At 66.0% G+C, this 18,120-nt stretch carries 16 protein-coding genes and 1 pseudogene; 16 read left to right on the plus strand and 1 reads right to left on the minus strand.

Features of this window, described 5'->3' with window-relative positions; all coding sequences use genetic code 11:
* Nucleotides 1-9: 9 nt before the first annotated feature.
* The 13 genes from AWC12_RS17500 to AWC12_RS17560 all read left to right on the plus strand — a co-directional run bounded on the left by AWC12_RS17500 (nucleotide 10) and on the right by AWC12_RS17560 (nucleotide 13,476).
* Nucleotides 10-615 carry a TetR/AcrR family transcriptional regulator gene (locus AWC12_RS17500; RefSeq protein WP_420087724.1) on the plus strand — a complete coding sequence of 202 codons (606 nt, stop codon included), beginning with the start codon at nucleotides 10-12 and terminating at the stop codon, nucleotides 613-615.
* Nucleotides 616-688: 73 nt separating this feature from the next.
* Nucleotides 689-1,168 carry a VOC family protein gene (locus AWC12_RS17505; RefSeq protein WP_085175854.1) on the plus strand — a complete coding sequence of 160 codons (480 nt, stop codon included), beginning with the start codon at nucleotides 689-691 and terminating at the stop codon, nucleotides 1,166-1,168.
* Between the two features lie 156 nt (nucleotides 1,169-1,324).
* On the plus strand, nucleotides 1,325-2,092 hold the full coding sequence (locus AWC12_RS17510) for an MlaE family ABC transporter permease (protein WP_085175856.1): 768 nt from the start codon (nucleotides 1,325-1,327) through the stop codon (nucleotides 2,090-2,092).
* Complete coding sequence (locus tag AWC12_RS17515; RefSeq protein WP_024447543.1) at nucleotides 2,089-2,943, plus strand: ABC transporter permease; 855 nt, start codon at nucleotides 2,089-2,091, stop codon at nucleotides 2,941-2,943. Before AWC12_RS17510 ends, AWC12_RS17515 begins: the two co-directional genes overlap by 4 nt.
* 3 nt (nucleotides 2,944-2,946) lie before the next feature.
* Entirely contained in the window at nucleotides 2,947-4,413 is a 1,467-nt protein-coding gene (locus tag AWC12_RS17520; protein WP_085175858.1) for an MCE family protein, read from the plus strand.
* A 35-nt stretch (nucleotides 4,414-4,448) separates the two neighbouring features.
* Nucleotides 4,449-5,480: a virulence factor Mce family protein gene (locus AWC12_RS17525; RefSeq protein WP_024447541.1), complete on the plus strand. Its 1,032-nt coding sequence runs from the start codon at nucleotides 4,449-4,451 to the stop codon at nucleotides 5,478-5,480.
* Nucleotides 5,477-6,847, plus strand: coding sequence for an MCE family protein (locus tag AWC12_RS17530; RefSeq protein WP_085175932.1), 1,371 nt, complete (start codon nucleotides 5,477-5,479; stop codon nucleotides 6,845-6,847). The genes AWC12_RS17525 and AWC12_RS17530 overlap by 4 nt, the downstream gene beginning before the upstream one ends.
* On the plus strand, nucleotides 6,844-8,211 hold the full coding sequence (locus AWC12_RS17535; RefSeq protein WP_024447539.1) for an MCE family protein: 1,368 nt from the start codon (nucleotides 6,844-6,846) through the stop codon (nucleotides 8,209-8,211). The genes AWC12_RS17530 and AWC12_RS17535 overlap by 4 nt, the downstream gene beginning before the upstream one ends.
* 44 nt (nucleotides 8,212-8,255) lie before the next feature.
* Entirely contained in the window at nucleotides 8,256-9,380 is a 1,125-nt protein-coding gene (locus AWC12_RS17540; protein WP_085175860.1) for an MCE family protein, read from the plus strand.
* Nucleotides 9,381-9,383: 3 nt separating this feature from the next.
* On the plus strand, nucleotides 9,384-10,844 hold the full coding sequence (locus AWC12_RS17545) for an MCE family protein (RefSeq protein ID WP_085175862.1): 1,461 nt from the start codon (nucleotides 9,384-9,386) through the stop codon (nucleotides 10,842-10,844).
* Nucleotides 10,808-11,506: an Rv1363c family protein gene (locus tag AWC12_RS17550; protein WP_024447536.1), complete on the plus strand. Its 699-nt coding sequence runs from the start codon at nucleotides 10,808-10,810 to the stop codon at nucleotides 11,504-11,506. The genes AWC12_RS17545 and AWC12_RS17550 overlap by 37 nt, the downstream gene beginning before the upstream one ends.
* On the plus strand, nucleotides 11,503-12,174 hold the full coding sequence (locus tag AWC12_RS17555; protein WP_024447535.1) for an Rv1363c family protein: 672 nt from the start codon (nucleotides 11,503-11,505) through the stop codon (nucleotides 12,172-12,174). Before AWC12_RS17550 ends, AWC12_RS17555 begins: the two co-directional genes overlap by 4 nt.
* Before the next feature lie 42 nt (nucleotides 12,175-12,216).
* Nucleotides 12,217-13,476: a wax ester/triacylglycerol synthase domain-containing protein gene (locus AWC12_RS17560; protein WP_024447534.1), complete on the plus strand. Its 1,260-nt coding sequence runs from the start codon at nucleotides 12,217-12,219 to the stop codon at nucleotides 13,474-13,476.
* Here the strand turns inward: AWC12_RS17560 and AWC12_RS17565 are convergent.
* Nucleotides 13,473-14,147 (minus strand): TetR/AcrR family transcriptional regulator, encoded by a 675-nt coding sequence (locus AWC12_RS17565; RefSeq protein WP_085175864.1) that lies wholly within the window; start codon nucleotides 14,145-14,147, stop codon nucleotides 13,473-13,475. The genes AWC12_RS17560 and AWC12_RS17565 overlap by 4 nt on opposite strands.
* A 66-nt stretch (nucleotides 14,148-14,213) precedes the next feature.
* Here AWC12_RS17565 and AWC12_RS17570 point away from each other — a divergent pair.
* From AWC12_RS17570 to AWC12_RS17580, 3 genes and pseudogenes are all read left to right on the plus strand, one after another.
* Nucleotides 14,214-15,658, plus strand: a pseudogene (locus tag AWC12_RS17570) (carotenoid oxygenase family protein).
* A gap of 43 nt (nucleotides 15,659-15,701) precedes the next feature.
* Entirely contained in the window at nucleotides 15,702-16,223 is a 522-nt protein-coding gene (locus AWC12_RS17575) for a DoxX family protein (RefSeq protein WP_024447531.1), read from the plus strand.
* Nucleotides 16,224-16,284: 61 nt separating this feature from the next.
* Nucleotides 16,285-18,054, plus strand: coding sequence for a DUF3556 domain-containing protein (locus AWC12_RS17580; protein WP_085175866.1), 1,770 nt, complete (start codon nucleotides 16,285-16,287; stop codon nucleotides 18,052-18,054).
* The last annotated feature ends 66 nt before the right edge of the window (nucleotides 18,055-18,120 follow it).

Genomic DNA, 18,120 nt, shown 5'->3' on the forward strand with positions numbered 1-18,120 from the left:
TTTACGTCCGTGCAAGACCACTGCAGCCGCGACGACGAGCGCCGAGGCATCATGGCTGCCGCTCACCGGTTCCTGTCGGACTCCGACGGAGGCCCGGTGCCGATGGCGGCGCTTCTGCGCAGCGCCGGGGTGTCCAGCCGGGCGTTCTACCGTCACTTCGTCTCCAAGGACGACCTCTACCTCGCCCTGCTCGAGGAGGAGTGCCGCATCGTGGTGAGCCAGGTGAGTCGCGTCGCCGACGACGCCATCGGCTCCCCGGTCGACCAGCTCGCGGCGTGGATCGGCACGATGTTCGACATCGTCGGTGACCCCAGCCAGCGGATGCGGCTCAAAGTGATCGACTCCGAAGAGGTCCGGACGGCCAAGGGCTATCGGGAGGTGAGAGAGCGCCTGCACGCGGCCCGCGAGCGATCGCTGGCCGAGATCCTGCGTAGGGGCGTGCGCGACGGATCGTTCCCGCACGCCGACCCCGACTTCGACGCGGTCGCGATCAATGCCACCGTAAGCCGGGTGCTCGGCGGGCAGGCGACCCACGACCCTCAATCCCTCAAGCAGGCCCAGGTGAATGTCCTCGACTTCGCGTTACGCGCCGTAGGAGCGATCACGCGGCGGTGACGTTCGCCGATGAGTCACGGGCTTGCCCGGAGTCTGTTCGGTATCGAGTGTTCCCGCCGACAGGAGATTCCCCATGCCCGCCATCACGCCCTCGCTGTGGTTCGACAACGACCTGGAAGACGCGATCGCGTTCTACAGCGCGATCTTCCCGAACTCGTCGCTCGAGTCGATCGAGCGCTACACCGACGCAGGTCCCGGCACACCCGGCGAAGTAGTGTCGGCGACGTTCACTTTGGATGGGCAACGATTCATCGGGATCAACGGCGGGCCTGCGTTCCCGTTCACCGAGGCGGTGTCGTTCACGATCGCCTGCCGTGACCAGGACGAGGTCGATTACTACTGGGACCGGCTGGTCGCCGGCGGCCAAGAGTCGCAGTGCGGCTGGCTCAAGGACCGCTACGGTCTGAGCTGGCAGGTGGTGCCCGACCGGCTAATCGAACTCACCACCGACTCGGATCCGGCGAAGGCCGCCGCGGCTACCAAGGCCATGCTCGGAATGCGCAAAATCGTGATTGCCGAGCTGGAGGATGCCGTGGCTGCAGCCGGTGTGTAACCGCCGGGCCCCTTTCGTGTTGCTCGCCCAGAATTTGTTGATATACGGTTCTCCCTCGTCCTCACCTGTGTAACCTCAGCGGCACCCAAACTGGGTCCAGGCCGGTTGGTGGGGGGACCTATGTCGGTGGGGTGCACCAGAGGAGGGGCCCGTTAGATGGTCGCTTCCGGCGTGATCGCCAAACCTGTGCGCGCTTTCGGCGGCTTCTTCTCGATGGCGCTCGACACGTTCGTCGTGATGTTCAAGCCGCCGTTCGCATGGCGCGAATTCATCAGCCAGTCCTGGTTTGTCGCGCGCGTCTCGATCATCCCGACGCTGATGCTCACGATCCCGTACACGGTGCTGCTGACCTTCACCTTCAACATCCTGCTCACCGAATTCGGCGCCGCGGACTTTTCCGGAACCGGCGCCGCGCTGGGCACTGTCCGCCAGATCGGGCCGATCGTGACGGTGCTGGTGGTCGCCGGAGCCGGTGCCACGGCAATGTGCGCCGACCTGGGCGCGCGGACGATCCGCGAGGAACTCGACGCGCTGCGCGTGATGGGTGTCAATCCCATTCAGGCTCTTGTTGTTCCACGGGTGCTGGCGGCGACGCTGGTGTCGCTGGCATTGTCGGCGACGGTGATCCTGGTCGGCCTCGCCGGGGCCTACCTGTTCTGCGTGTACATCCAGAACGTGTCACCGGGTGCGTTCGCGTCCGGTCTCACCCTGATCATCGGTGCGCCTGACGTGATCATCGCGCTCGTCAAGGCCGCGCTGTTCGGACTCTCGGCCGGCATGATCGCTTGCTACAAGGGCATTTCGGTGGGTGGTGGCCCCGCGGGTGTCGGCAACGCGGTCAACGAAACCGTCGTGTTCACCTTCATGGCGCTGTTCGCGATCAACATCGTGGCCACGGCCGTCGCAGTCAAGGTGACGATGTGACCGTCTCGCGGCCCCATTCCCAGTTCCCCTGGCTGAAAGCCCGGTACCGCTCCATCGCGGATCCGTGGAACCAGGTCGGCGTGCAGACGAAGTTCTACGGCCGCACCCTGCGTTCCGTCCTCTACGCCATCACCAGGTACCGCATCGAGCTCGTCCGCCAGATCGCGCAGATGGGTTTGGGCGCAGGCGCGTTGATCGTCATCGGCGGTACCGTGGCGATCGTCGGCTTCCTGACCGTCACCACCGGTGCCCTGGTAGCCGTGCAGGGGTACACCGATTTCTCCGAGATCGGCGTGGAAGCGTTGACCGGCTTCGCGTCTGCATTCTTCAACGTGCGGTTGATCGCACCGGCCACGACAGCCGTCGCACTGGCGGCGACGATCGGTGCCGGCGCGACTGCACAACTGGGGGCAATGCGGATCAACGAGGAGATCGACGCACTCGAGGTGATGGGCATCCGCAGCATCGCCTACCTCGCGTCGACCAGGGTCGTCGCCGGTCTGCTGGTGGTGATCCCGCTCTACTGCGTCGGCGTGCTCGCGTCGTTCTGGGCGGCCCGCTTCGGCACCACGGTGATCTACGGCCAGTCGACCGGTGTCTACGACCACTACTTCCGGACATTTCTCAATCCGACAGACCTGATCTGGTCTTTCGCCCAGTGCATCGTGCTCGCCGTGGTGATCATGCTGGTGCACACCTACTACGGCTTCAACGCCCGCGGCGGACCCGCAGGCGTCGGCGAGGCTGTGGGACGTGCCGTGCGCACGTCACTGATCCTGTCTGCATTCGTGCTCGTGATGATCTCCCTTGCGGTGTACGGGCAATCCGGCAACTTCAACCTGGCGGGCTGAGCGATGGACGACGAGGGTCTCAAGCCGGGGTGGTGGACGTTGATCTTGGTGGTCCTGTTCGCGGGAGCCATCATCCTGACCTGGGCGCTGTTCACCGGATCCCTCAAATCCACTGTGCCGGTGACGTTGACCTCTGATCGCGCGGGCCTGGTGATGGAGACCAACGCCAAGGTGAAACTGCGTGGCGTCCAGGTGGGCCGGGTCTCGAACATCGCGGTGACGGGGCAACAGGAGCCGACCGTCGCGCTGCAACTGGAGATCGATCCCGATCAGCTGCAGTACATCCCGGCCAACGTGCAAGCCCAGATCCGGGCGACCACGATCTTCGGTGCCAAGTTCGTCGATCTCGTCTTCCCCGACGATCCCAGCAGTCAGCGACTCGAAGCCGGCCAGGTGCTGGTGTCGCGCAATGTGACCACCGAGGTCAACACCGTTTTCCAGAACCTGGTGGAAGTGCTCGACCAGGTCGACGCGGCCAAGCTCAACAGCACGCTGTCGGCGCTCGCCGACGGTGTACGCGGCCAGGGCGAGCGCATCGGCCAGGCCACCACCGACGCCAATCAGGTTCTGCTGGCACTCAACCCGCGCAACGAGACCATCACCGCCGACCTGCGGGCACTCGACGACTTCAACCAAACCTTCAGCGCCGCGGCACAGGACATCCTCGCCACGTTGGACGCGGCCAGCACAACCAGCACGACGGTGGTCACCCAGTCCAAAGAGCTTGACGCGCTGCTGCTGTCGACCATCGGGCTGTCGAACAGCGGCATCAACCTGCTCGCACCGAGCCAGGCGAACCTGATCAAGGCCGTCAATGTGCTCGCGCCGACGACACAGCTGCTCTTGAAGTACAACCCCGAGTACACCTGCCTGCTGTTGGGGGCCAAGCATCTGCTCGACAACGGCGGATACGAAAGTCCCGGCGGCAACGGCCGTTCGCTGGTGCTCGATGCCGGGCTGGCGTTCGGTGACGACCCGTACAAGTACCCGCAGCACCTGCCGATCATCGGCGCCAAGGGCGGTCCGGGCGGCAAGCCCGGTTGTGGCTCGCTGCCGGACGTATCGAAGAACTGGCCGGTGCGCAATCTGGTCACCAACACCGGCTTCGGCTCCGGCCTGGACTGGCGCCCCAATCCGGGTATCGCATTCCCGATCTACGCCAACTACTTCCCGGTGACCCGCGCCGTGCCCGAGCCGCCGAGCATCCGTAACAACTTCGGCGGACCCGCGATCGGACCGGTTCCGTATCCGGGCGCCCCCGCCTACGGTGCGCAGTTGTACGCGCCCGACGGCACCCCGCTGTGGCCCGGCCTACCGCCGGCGCCGCCGCCCGGGGCTCCACGTGACCCCGGCCCGCGCCCCGGATCCGAGCCCTTCTACGTTCCGAATCCGGCGCAGCTGCAGCCGACAGCTGTTCCGTACCCGAACGTCGTACCCCCGGTTCCGGCGCTGCCCGGCCCGCCCCGCTAGATCCACCCGACCCCGAAACACACAGAGAGGTACCGATGTCAGTCAGTGTCCGGCGCGACGCCACGCGACTCGGGGTGTTCCTGGCTGTGTGCCTGCTCGGTGTCTTCGGTTTGTTCGCGGTGTTCGGGCAGATGCGCTTCGGTGAGAAGTCGAACAACTTCCGTGCCGAGTTCATCAACGTCACCGGGCTGGAGACCAACGATTTCGTCCGGATCGCCGGTGTCGAGGTCGGCAAGGTCAAGAACGTCGAGATCCAACCCGACACCACCGCCCTGGTGGAGTTCTCCGCCGACGACTCGGTGGTTCTCACCGAGGGAAGCCGTGCCGTCATCCGCTACGACGATCTGATCGGTGGCCGCTATCTCGCGTTGGAGGAAGGTGCGGGCGGGACGCGCAAGCTCGACGCGGGCGACACCATTCCGCTGGCCCGCACCTCACCCGCGCTGGACCTCGATGCTCTGATCGGAGGTTTCCGTCCGCTGTTCCAGGCGCTCGATCCCGACCAGATCAACGCGCTCTCAGGGCAACTCATCACCGCGCTGCAGGGCCAGGGCGGCACCGTCAACTCGTTCCTTGCGCAGACGGCGGCCCTGACGAGCACGCTGGCAGACCGTGACCAGTTGATCGGCGAGGTCATCATCAACCTGAACACGGTCCTCGGCTCGCTGGGTGACCAGAGCGATCAGTTCGACAAGGCGGTCAGCTCGCTGTCCGAACTCGTCGAAGGCCTCGAGTCACGCGGGCAGGACATCAGCGACGGGCTGGCGTACACCAACGCCGCGGCGGGCAGCATCACCGATCTGCTGTCGCAGGCCCGCCCGCCGCTGCAGAAGGTCGTCCAGGAGACGGACCGGGCGGCCGGGATCGTCGTGGCCGATCACGAGTACTTCGACAACGTCATCAACACCCTCCCGGATGCCTACCGGGCGCTCGCCCGACAGGGCATCTACGGCGACTTCTTCAGTTTCTACCTGTGCGATCTCGTGCTCAAGACCAACGGTAAAGGCGGGCAACCGGTTTACATCAAGGTCGCCGGGCAGACCAGCGGGAGGTGCGCTCCGCGATGAAGCCGTTCAGTGAACGCAACCAAATGGTCATCGGCGCGGTCGGTGTCGGGATCACCGCGGCCATCGTGCTCGGCGCCGTGAACTACGACAAACTCCCGTTCGTCAACCAAGGCCGCGAATACACCGCGTACTTCGCCGAGGCCGGCGGCCTGAACACCGATGCCGCCGTTCAGGTGTCGGGGTTCAAGGTCGGTCAGGTCGAGTCGATCGAGCTCGACGGCACCCAGGTACTGGTGACCTTCACCGTCGACAAGGACATCCGGCTCGGCGACCGAACCGAGGCCGCGATCAAGACCAAGGGCCTGCTGGGCACCAAGATCCTCGAGGTCGTCGCCCGTGGCGAAGGTCAACAGGAGGGCACGATCCCGCTGGATCGGACGACGTCGCCCTACCAACTCCCCGACGCGCTCGGTGATTTGGCGACCACGATCAGCGGCCTGAACACCGATCAGCTCTCGGAATCCCTGCGCGTGCTCTCGGCCACGTTTGCCGACACGCCACCGCAACTGAAGATCGCGGTCGAGGGTGTGGCGCGGTTCTCCGACACCCTCAACGAGCGCGACGCCGAGCTTCGCAACCTTCTCGCCAACGCGAACAAGGCCACCACCGTTCTGGCGGAGCGCAGTGGGCAGGTCGTCAGCCTGGTGTCGAACACCAACGCCCTGCTAGCCGAATTGCAAAGCCAGAGTGCGGCTTTGGATCAGATCTCCGGCAGCATCTCCGCTCTCAGTCAGCAGCTACAGGGCTTCATCGGTGAGAACCGCGCGACACTGAAGCCCGCGCTGGACAAGCTCAACGGCGTGTTGGCGATCCTCGACAACCGCAAGGAACGGTTGCAGGAGTCGCTCAAACTGCTGAACCAGTACTCGTTGTCCCTGGGCGAGTCGGTGTCGTCGGGTCCGTTCTTCAAGAACTACATTTCCAACCTTCTGCCCGGTCAGTTCCTGCAGCCGTTCATCGACGTGGCCTTCTCCGATCTGGGCCTCGATCCGAATGTGCTGCTGCCGTCGCAGCGTTTCGACCCCCAGGTCGGCCAGCCCGGCACGCCGGCCATGCCGGTGCCGTACCCGCGCACCGGCCAGGGCGGCGAACCGAGGATGACGCTCCCCGACGCCATCACCGGCAACCCTGGTGATCTGGGCTGCGGACCGGGTGGCCCGGGAGGTCTGCCTGCGCCCGGACCGACAGGTTGCTACCCGTATCGCGAGCCCCTGCCCGCACCGCCACCCGGCGGGCCGCCGCCCGGGCCGCCCGCGCTGGCGCCGCCTGGACTGGCCTCGACACCCAACCCGAACACCGGGGTGTTCGTCCCGGCGCCAGGTGAGGCGCCTCCGCTCGTTCCCGTTCCCGGGGAGGCCACGCCATGAGAAAACCCAGAATCTGGGTCGGCCTCGTCCTGGTCGCACTCCTGGTGGCCGGTGTGGCAATCCTGGTGCGCACCACCGACAAGGTGAATCGCATCAATGTGGTCGGCTACTTCGACAACAGCAACGGCATCTACGTCGGCGACGACGTCCGCATCCTCGGTGTACCGGTCGGCCGGATCACCGCGATCGAGCCCGAGCCGGAGCGAGTCAAGATCTCGTTCTGGTACGACGATCGCTACGACGTGCCCGCGGACGCGAACGCCGCGATCCTGTCACCGGCGCTGGTGACCTCGCGTGCCATCCAGCTGACGCCGGTCTACAGCGGCGGCCCGGTGATGGGCGACAACACGGTGATCCCGCTGGAGCGCACCGTGGTCCCCGTCGAATGGGATCAGGTGCGGGGGCAGCTCGAACGGCTCAGCGAGACATTGCAGCCGACCGAACCCGGCGGCGTGAGCCCGCTGGGATCGGTGATCAACACGACCGCCGAGAACCTGCGCGGTCAGGGCGCCAGCATCCGAGAGACCGTCATCAAACTGTCGCAGGCCTTCTCGGCGCTGGGCGATCGCAGCACCGACATCTTCTCGACGATCAAAAACCTGGCGATCCTGGTGTCGGCTCTGCAGGACAGCACCGACCTGATGCGGCAGCTGAACCAGAACCTCGCCTCGGTCACGGGGCTTCTCGCCGACGGCCCGGACGAAGTTGCCAGTGCGATAAGGGATCTCAACGCTGTAGTGCCCGAGGTTCAGGCCTTCGTCGCCGAGAACCGCGACGCGCTCGGCACCACCTCGGAGAAGCTGGCGGGTGTGACGACCGCGCTCAACGAGAGCCTGGACGACGTCGAACAATTCCTGCACAGTGCGCCCAACACATTCCAGAACTACGTCAACATCTGGCAGCCCGCCCAAGGCGGGGCCAGCGCGATCCTCGCGGTGAACAACTTCGCCAACCCGATCCAGTTCCTCTGCGGCGCCGTGCAGGCCGCGTCTCGCCTGGGGGCCGAAGAGTCTTCCAAGCTGTGCGTGCAGTACCTGGCGCCGATCATGAAGAACCGGCAGTACAACTTCCCGCCGCTGGGTCTCAACCAGCTCATCGGTGCCTCCACGCGGCCCAACGAGCTGACCTACAGCGAGGATTGGCTCCGGCCCGACTACATTCCGCCGAGCGGGCCCGCTCCGGCGGGGCCACCGCCAGCGGCCGCAGGTTCGCTGCCCGCGCCGCCCGCGGCGGACCCGGCCACGCTGCCTCCCGGCCAGGGCCCGCTGCTGCTCAACGCGCCGCCCGGAGCTGCCGAAGCGCCTGTCGCGACGAACCCGAACGACGGTTTGCAGGGGATGATGGTGCCGGGGGCCGGATCGTGACGCCGCCCGCACGGAGCAGAACAGCTGCTCGCAGCCTCAAGACCATGGTGGCAGTCATCGCTGTCGCGCTGGCCGCATCCGGATGTGGTTGGCGCGGGCTGAATTCCATTCCGCTTCCGGGTACTCAGGGAGGCGGACCCGGCTCCTTCACCATCCAGGCCCAGATGCCCGACGTCGACAACGTCGAGGAGAACTCGCGCGTGCGGGTCGGCGATGTCAACGTCGGCACCGTCAGCAAGATCGAGCGTCAGGGCTGGCACGCGTTGGTCACCATGACGCTCAACGGGAACGTGAATCTGCCCGCCAACGCGACCGCCAAGATCGGTCAGACCAGCCTGCTGGGCTCGCAGCACGTCGAGTTGTCGGCGCCGGCGGACAAGCCGGCGCAGGGCAGGCTCGGAGAGGGTGCGGTGATCCCGCTCGAAAACGCCGGCGCGTTCCCCACCACCGAGCAGGCACTGGCCGCGGTCGCATTACTGCTCAACGGCGGCGGCCTGGGCAATATCCAGGACATCACCGAGGCGCTCAGCGTCGCCTTCACCGGTCGCGAGAACGATCTGCGCAGCCTCATCCAGCAGCTCGATATTGCGATCGGACACCTCGACGATCAGAAGAACGACATCATCGCCACGTCGGAGAGCCTCAACGCCCTGGTGGGCCAGATCGCCGAACAGAAGCCCGTGGTGGACAGGGCATTGAAGACCATCCCCGACGCGCTCGCCGTGCTGCGCGACCAGCGCGACCAGCTGTCCGAGGCTCTGGTGCAGCTGGGCAGATTCAGTGCGCTGGCTGCCGATTCGGTGAACCAGACCCGGGAGGCGCTCGTCCAGGAGCTCAAGGACATCGGCCCCGTGCTGCAGTCGCTGGCCGACGCCGGGCCCGCTCTCACGCGGTCGCTGAGCTTCCTGCCCACGTTCCCGTTCCCGAAGGAGACGCTGACCAACTGGTTGCGCGGTGACTACGCCAACCTGACTCTGATCATCGACCTCACTTTGAGCCGGATCGATCAGGGCTTCTTCACCGGGACCCGGTTCGAGTGCAATCTGACCTGGCTGGAATTGCAGTGGGGCCGCACCATCGGGCAGATGCCCAGCCCGTGCAACCACAACGTCCCGCCGCCTGGCGGGAACCCCCTGGTGGCGCCGTATCGCTGGGATCAGGGGCGCTGACGCATGAGACTGACACGACAGATCCTCATCCAGCTCACGATCTTCGCGGTGCTGGCCGTAACAGCCTTGGGCATCATGGTTTTCGGGTACATGCGATTGCCGGCGATGCTGGGTATCGGCCAGTACAACGTCATCCTCGAGCTACCCGAGACCGGTGGCCTCTATGAACGGGGCAACGTGACCTACCGCGGGTCGCAGGTTGGCATCGTGGAAGGCGTCGGCCTCACCGACCGCGGGGTCGAGGCTCGGTTGTCGCTCGACTCGGGTGTCGAGATCCCCGCCGACCTCATCGCATCGGTGCGCAGCCAGTCGGCGGTCGGTGAGCAGTTCGTCGAACTCGTGCCGCAGAGCGGTGCGGGGCCCGTGCTGCGCGACGGGGACGTCATACCCCGCGATCGCGCGCGGGTGCCACCGGACGTGAACACCGTGTTGGAACTGACCAACGAGGGCCTGCGGGCGATCCCGCAGGAGAACCTGAAGACGGTGATCGACGAGTCCTACCTGGCGGTCGGCGGACTCGGCCCCGAACTGCGCCGGCTGGTCAACGGGTCGTCCCAGCTGGCGATCGATGCCAGACAGAACCTGGATTCGCTGACCACCGTGATCGACCAGGTGCAGCCGGTGCTCGATTCGCAGACCGACACGTCGGGCTCGATCCAGGCCTGGGCGTCGAACCTGGCGAACATCACGGGTCAGCTGCAGCGTGAAGACCAGTCGGTGTCGGGCATCCTGAGCAGCGGGCCCGGCGCGGCCGAAGAGGTGCGGGCGCTGTTCGATCAGCTGCAACCCACGCTGCCGGTGGTGCTCGCCAACCTGGTCAGCGTCGGCGAAGTCGCCGTCACGTACCAGCCGAACCTCGAGCAGCTGCTCGTTCTGCTGCCCCAGGGCACCGCGGTGACCCAGGCGGTGGGTGTCGCCAAGAACGGCACCAAGCAGGACTACATGGGTGACTACCTCACCCTGAATCTGAACCTCAACATCCCGCCCCCCTGCAACACCGGCTTCCTGCCCCCTCAGCAGCAGAGGCCACCGACGTTCGAGGACTACCCCGACCGGCCTGCGGGTGACGTGTACTGCCGGGTACCGCAGGACGGGGCGTTCAACGTGCGCGGCGCCCGCAACATCCCGTGCGTCACGGTGCCGGGCAAGCGTGCACCGACCGCCAAGATGTGTGAGAGCAACGAGAACTACGTGCCGTTGAACGACGGCTACAACTGGAAGGGCGACCCGAACGCGACGCTGTCCGGGCAGGCCGTTCCCCAGTTGCCGCCCGGTACGCCACCTGCAGAAGCGGCTCCGCCCGCGGGTCCGGCGCCGCCGCCGATGGCGGCCGCCGAATATGATCCCGCGAACGGCACGTACGTTGGACCGGACGGACGTGTGTATACGCAGTCCAACCTGGGCCAGGGTGCCAATGAGGAGCAAACATGGCAGACGATGCTGCTGCCCCCGACGGGGAACTGACGGAGACGGCGAAGGAAGTCCAGCCGGCTGACGAGGACGCCGCGGAGCGGGTCGACACCGCGGAGGGCGACGCTGGCCACGACGCCGAGGCTGAAGCGGAGGCTGACGAGGACGGCGCTGACGACGAAGCGGAGGCCGATGAATCCGGTGACGAGGACGGTGCGCCCCCGAAGGCGCCGAGGTCGCATGTCTCGTTGGCGCTCATCGCCGGACTGGTCGGCGTATTGGCCCTCGCGGGCCTCGTGGGGTGGCTGGGCTACCGCACCTACGAGTCGCACCGCGCCGAGGAGCAGCGCAACGTGTTCCTGCAGGTTGGCCGGCAGGGTGCGCTGAACCTGACGACGATCGGCTATGAGACGGCCGACGCCGACGTGCAGCGCATCCTGGACTCGGCGACGGGTTCTTTCTACGACGAGTTCCAGCAGCGGGCGGAGCCGTTCGTCGAGGTCGTGAAGCAGGCGCAGTCGAAGTCAGTGGGCACCATCGCCGAGGCCGGTATCGAGTCGGCAAGCGAGAACGAGGCCCAGGTTCTGGTCGCGGTGACGGTCCAGACGACGAACGCCGGTGCCCCTGAGCAACAACCGCGGGCGTGGCGGATGCGAATTTCGGTGCAGGACATCGACGGAGACGCCAAGGTGTCGAACGTGGAGTTCGTACCGTGACCGAAGACGTGAAAGGCGACGAGGCGACCGATACCGTGGCAGACGACACCGCAGAGGAGACCGTCGAGGAGACCGCAGCCGCGGACACCGAGGCGGAGGAGATCGAGGAGTCAGAGGGCGTCGAGGAGCCTGCCCTGACGTCACCCGCGAAGCGCGGGATCCAGTGGTCACGCCTCGTCGCGTTCGTGGTGCTACCCGCCCTGGCTCTGGTGCTTGCGGCGGGCGCCGGATACCTGAAGTGGCTCGACGACACCAACCGTGCCGGCACGATGTCCGCCGAACCCACCAGTCACCCCTCGCTCGCCGAGACCACGGTGCAGGCGGCCCGCGAGGGCACGATCGCCCTGCTGTCCTACACGCCCGACAAAGTCGAGGAGCAGCTGGGCGCCGCCCGCGACCTGCTCACCGGCGAGTTCCGGGAGTCCTACACGTCACTGACCAACGACGTGGTGATCCCCGGCGCCAGGGAGAAGCAGATCTCGGCGATCGCGACGGTGCCCGCCGCGGCGTCGGTATCGCTGTCGAGCGACGAGGCAGTGGTTCTGCTGTTCGTGAACCAGACGGTGACGGTGGGCCAGGACCCGCCGACCGACACCGCCTCCAGCGTGCGGGTCACGCTGGAGAAGGTCGACCATCGCTGGCTGATCTCCCAGTTCGACCCTGTCTAGCGGGCGGCGCGGCTGCGGGCCGCGTGGCCTGCCCTGGGGCTCATGACGGCGCGGCGGCTCACGGCGGTCGACGCTCAGACCTACTGGATGTCCGGTGCGGTCCCCAGCGACCAGTTTCTGCTGTTCGCGTTCGGGCGCGCAGCGACCTGCCTCGACGACGCGCTCGGCGCCGTCCGCGACCGGGCGCGAGCGTGCGAGGACCTGCGGTTGCGTATCGACGATGGGGGATTCTGGACCTATCCGGCGTGGGCGTCTCGGGAGGTCGATCAGGACCAATTCGTCGTGCACGCTCTCGACGACCCGACATGGGCGGGTTGCCTGATCGCTGTCTCGGCACTGGCCGACGACCAGCTCGATGCGCGGGTGCGCACGTGGCGGCTGCATGTCTTTCCGGACGTCGAAGGACTTCCGGGTGCGACGGGCGCAGGCGCCGTCGCCGTGCTGCAGATCAGCCACGCCCTCGGTGACGGTATCCGGTCGTCTGCCCTGGCGGCTCGGCTCTTGGGCCGCGACGGCGACGTACCGTCGGTGGCCTCGACACGCAGTTCACCGGCGGCCATGCCTGTACTCGCGTTCGGCGCGGCACGCGCTCACCGCAGGCTGATGCGCGACACCGAGTCGGGTTTGGTTCCCTCGCAGGCATTTCCGCGTCCGGTGCTGCGCACGAATCGAAGCCCCGAAGGGAACCGGCAGCTACGGACGGTGGTATGTGGGCGCCGTGAGATCCGCGGCCCGACGGTCACAGTGGGCGTGCTGGCCGCGATCGGCACCGCCCTGGCCGCCCATCTTCGCGAACTCGGTGACGACCCGTCGCAGCTCGGGGCCGAGGTGCCCATGGCGAAAAGGGGCCCGCGACGGTCGAACAACCATTACGGCAATGTCGGGGTGGGGCTCTATCCCGACGCCGAATTCGGTCTTCGCGTTCAGTTGATCGCCACCGAACTCGCTGCTCGCCGGCGTCGCGCGGCGCATCCGGCGATGCTTGCCGAGGCTGCGGCGTTTGACGCTCTGCCCGCACCGTTGTTGCGTTGGGGCGTAGGGAAATTCGATCCCGCGACGCGGTGGGACACGGTCATCGGCAACACCGTGGTCTCGAGTGTGAACCGCGGTCCCGGGGACTTGACGTTCGGGGGCGCTCCCGTGGTGCTCACCGCCGCGTTGCCGGCGCTGTCTCCGATGATGGGCGTGACCCATGGTGTACACGGCATCGCTGACACGGTCACGGTCAGCGTGCACGGGGCCGAATCGTGCATCGGCGACATCGATGCCTATGTCGAACGACTGGCCGGCGAGCTTCACTAGTCCTGCTCGCTCAGCGACGCGATCACCGCCTCCATCGATCGCATCGCGGCGTCCCGCTCATCACCCATGCCGACAAGTGCGTCGATGATGAGAGGCCCGAGGATCTGCGCGAGGCCGTGACCTTCGTGGCCGAAGAAGCCCGCGAGTTCCAACATCACGGCACCGTGGTTGATGCTCCACAGCCGGCCTGCGACCGCGAGTTCGTCGTCGTCGCGGATTCGTCCGGCATCCATCATCCGGTGCACCGCGTTGTGCAGCGCCCCGAACGATGCGGTCCATTCGGCGCGGTTGGTCGCGCTGCCGGAGACGGTGATGTCGGTGCGGAACTTGGCCACCGACGCGGGGGAGGTGGCGCCGAAGATCAGTTGATAGCGTGCCGGATTCGCGAGTGCGTACTGGTGATACGCCAGCCCCATCGACAGAAAGTCGGCGACCGGATCGTCGGTCTCGGGGACTTCGGTGAGCACCTGGGTGAATCCGAGGAACACCTCGACCGCGATCGCGTCGACCAACCCGGGCATGCCCCCGAGGTGGGTGTACAACGCCATCGTCGACGTGCCGGCTTCGGAGGTGATGCTGCGCGCGCTCAGCGCGGCAAGCCCGTCGCGTTCCATCAGCCGGATCCCGGCTGCGACAAGCCGGTCACGCACGGTCTCACGCTCGGAACCCATGGTTGCCATGCTGCCATAACGGTGTTATACACAATGAACTTATAACGCTGTTATAGGAGTGTGGCGATGGGAAATCGATATCGCGAGGGGGCGATGGCCCCGCTTTCGCGGGAGTACACGCTGACCGACCTGACGGTCACGGGGGCGATCCCGGACTATCTGGACGGACGGTATCTACGCAACGGCCCGAACCCGATCGAGGAGATCGATCCCGAGCTCTATCACTGGTTCGTCGGCGACGGCATGGTCCACGGCATCCGGATCCGCGACGGCAAGGCCGAGTGGTACCGCAATCGGTGGGTGCGGGGGCCGCAGGCGGCGCGGCTGCTGGGTGAGCCCAGGCGTGGGGGGCATTTCGGCACCGCCTCGGTCGGGGCGAACACCAATGTGATCGGGCATGCGGGAAAGACGTTGGCGCTCATCGAAGCCGGCGTCGCCAACTATGAGCTGACCGACGAGCTGGACACCGTGGGCGTCTGCGATTTCGACGGCACCCTGACCGGCGGCTACACCGCGCACCCCAAACGGGACCCTGACACCGGCGAGCTGCATGCGGTGTCGTACCGCGTCCTGCACGGCAACACGGTGCAGTACTCGGTCATCGGCGCCGACGGACGTGCCAGACGAACCGTCGACATCGAGGTCACGGGCTGCCCGATGATGCACGACTTCTCGCTGACCGAAAAGCATGTGATCCTCTACGACCTGCCGGTCACCTTCGACGTGCGTCAGGCCGTCGAACTGACGGTCCCGCGCGGCCTGCGGCTGCCCGCCCGATTGATGTTGTCGGCGTTGATGACTCGGTGCGTACGCCTGACCCGATCAAGGCGCGCAAACCGCGGACCCCGTCGTCGGACCACAGCTTCCCGTACTCCTGGAATGCGAAGTATCCGGCCCGCATCGGCGTCATGCCCAGGGAGGGCACGAACGCCGACGTCCGATGGTTCGACGTGGAGCCGTGTTACGTCTTTCACCCGATGAACGCCTACGACTCACCCGGGGACAACACCATCGTCCTCGACGTCGTACGGCATCAGAAAATGTTCGCGACCGACCACCTTGGCCCCAACGAGGGGCCGCCGACCCTGGACAGGTGGACGGTCGACCTGGCCGACGGCAAGGTGCGTGAATCACGGATCGACGATCGAGGGCAGGAGTTTCCCCGCGTCGACGAACGGTTGGTCGGGAAACGGCACCGCTACGGCTACGCGCCGCAGGTCACCACCGGCGCCGACACCACCGGCACGCTGCTCAAACATGACCTCATCGGGAACGGGTCCGTCAGCCGCTCGTTCGGTACCGGAAAAGCAGTGGGGGAGTTCGTCTTCCACCCGGCCACGACGGACGTCGCCGAGGACGACGGGGTGGTGATGGGTTACGTCTACGATCGCGCGAGCGACCGCAGCGAGCTGGCCATTCTCGATGCGGGCACTCTGGAGGACGTCGCACGCATTCATCTACCTCACCGCGTACCTGCCGGATTCCACGGCAACTGGGTACCCGCGGCATGAGGGGGGTGCGCGGCGACGTAACAGATGTTCTAAGTTTTGTTACATGACTGCCTACGATGTCGGACTCCTGATCCTGCGCGTCGTCCTCGGCCTGACCATGGCTGCCCACGGCTACAACAAGTTCTTCGGCAAGGGCGGGCTCAAGGGCACCGCCGGCTGGTTCGACAGCATGGGGATGAAGCCGGGCATGTTCCACGCCCGTGTGGCTGCAACCACCGAGATGGCCGCGGGCCTCGGGCTGGCTGTCGGTCTGCTCACCCCGATCCCCGCCGCCGGTTTCGTCGCGCTGATGTTCGTCGCCGCCTGGACCGTCCACAAGGCGAACGGCTTCTTCATCGTCAAGGAGGGCTGGGAATACAACCTGGTGCTGGCCGCCTCGGCTGTCGGCATCGCCACCACCGGCGCGGGCAAGCTCAGCCTCGACTACGCGCTGTTGCGCAACTCTGCGGTCTACGACTACCTGCACGGCTGGTGGGGGCTGGCGATCGCCGCGGTCCTCGGACTAGCAGGTGGCATCGGCCAGCTGGTGATCTTCTACCGGCCGCCAGCCAAGCAAAGCGCATAATTCGTCGCCTTTTGCAGACGTTCGCGCCAGCCGAATTGGAACACGTTCTAATCTAACCGGCATGGGTTTTCTCAAACAGGACGCGCCCGTCGTCGACTATGCGGAATGGAGCAAGGGCACCCGCGCCGAGCGGATCGTCCCGATGGCCCGACACTGGGCCGAGGTCGGCTTCGGCACACCGGTCGTTATGCACCTGTTCTATGTCGTGAAGATCCTTCTCTACATCCTCATGGCGTGGGTGATCGTCGTTGCCACCACGACCGGTATAGACGGTTTCACCAATGTGACGGCGTGGTACCACGAGCCGATCGTGTACCAGAAGGTCGTCTTCTACACGATGCTCTTCGAGGTCGTCGGTCTCGGCTGCGGCTTCGGTCCGCTCAACAACCGCTTCTTCCCCCCGATGGGGTCGATCCTGTACTGGCTGCGGCCGAAGACCATTCGGCTGCCCCCGTGGCCCAACCGCGTGCCCCTGACAGCAGGCGACACCCGCACACCGCTGGACGTCGCACTCTATGCCGCGCTTCTGGTCATGCTGGTGGTTGCGCTCGCATCGAACGGTACCGGCCCCATCCCTGAGATCGGTTCGGAGGTCGGCGTCCTTCCCGTATGGCAGACCGCGACGATCATCGGCCTGCTCATCGTCGCCGGCCTGCGCGACAAGGTGATCTTTTTGGCCGCCCGCGGAGAGGTGTACGGCTCGCTGGCCGTGTGCTTTCTGTTCAGCGGCGCCGACATCATCATCGCCGCCAAGCTGGTGTGCCTGGTGATCTGGATGGGCGCCGCGACATCGAAACTCAACAAGCATTTCCCGTTCGTCATCTCCACGATGATGAGCAACAACCCGGTGATGCGGCCGCGGTGGATCAAACGGAAGTTCTTCGAGCACTTCCCGGATGACCTGCGCCCCGGCCGGGCCTCACGGGTGCTGGCCCACTTCTCGACAGCCATCGAGATGCTGGTGCCGCTCGCGCTGTTTTTCAGCCACGGCGGCTGGCCGACCTACATCGCGGCATTCGTCATGTTGGTGTTCCACCTCGGCATCCTGTCGGCCATCCCGATGGGAGTGCCGCTGGAATGGAACGTCTTCATGCAGTTCAGCGTGCTGGCACTGTTCGTCGGCAACGCCGGCGTCGGCCTCGGGGACCTGAACAGCCCGTGGCCCATCGTGCTGTTCGCCGCTGTCGCAGGCACCGTCGTCGTCGGAAACCTCTTCCCCCGCAAGGTTTCCTTTCTGCCCGGCATGCGCTACTACGCCGGCAACTGGGACACCTCACTTTGGTGTGTGAAACCATCCGCGGCGGAAAAAATCACCAACGGCATCGTCGCGATCGCGAGCATGCCTGCCGCCCAGATGGAGAAGTTCTACGGCAGCAAGGAAACCGCCGAAATGTATCTCTATATGGGGTATGCGTTCCGCTCGTTCAACACCCACGGCCGGGCGATGTTCACGTTGGCGCACCGGGCGATGGCCGGCCCCGGCCGAAATCCCGGCTCCGCCGAGGTCGACGAATCCGACTACGTGCTCACCGACGGCGAGCGGATCTGCAGCACCGCGATCGGATGGAACTTCGGCGACGGCCACATGCACAACGAGCAGCTGATCGCCGCGCTGCAGAAGCGGTGCCATTTCGAGCCGGGCGAAGTGCGGGTGCTGCTGCTCGACGCGCAGCCGATTCACAAGCAGCGCCAGGAATATCGCCTCGTCGACGCCGCGACCGGAGAATTCGAGCGTGGCTACGTGATGGTCGCCGACATGGTCACCCGCCAGCCGTGGGACGACACCGTGCCGGTCCACGTGACATGGCAGAAAGACGCCGCCGACGCCTGACGGCCGGTTTGCGTAACGCCATGGCGGAAAATCATGGCGAAAGCCGCCACAGCGCTCCGCAACTCG

The sequence above is a fragment of the Mycolicibacterium iranicum genome (assembly GCF_002101705.1).
Taxonomy (GTDB): Bacteria; Actinomycetota; Actinomycetes; order Mycobacteriales; family Mycobacteriaceae; genus Mycobacterium; species Mycobacterium iranicum.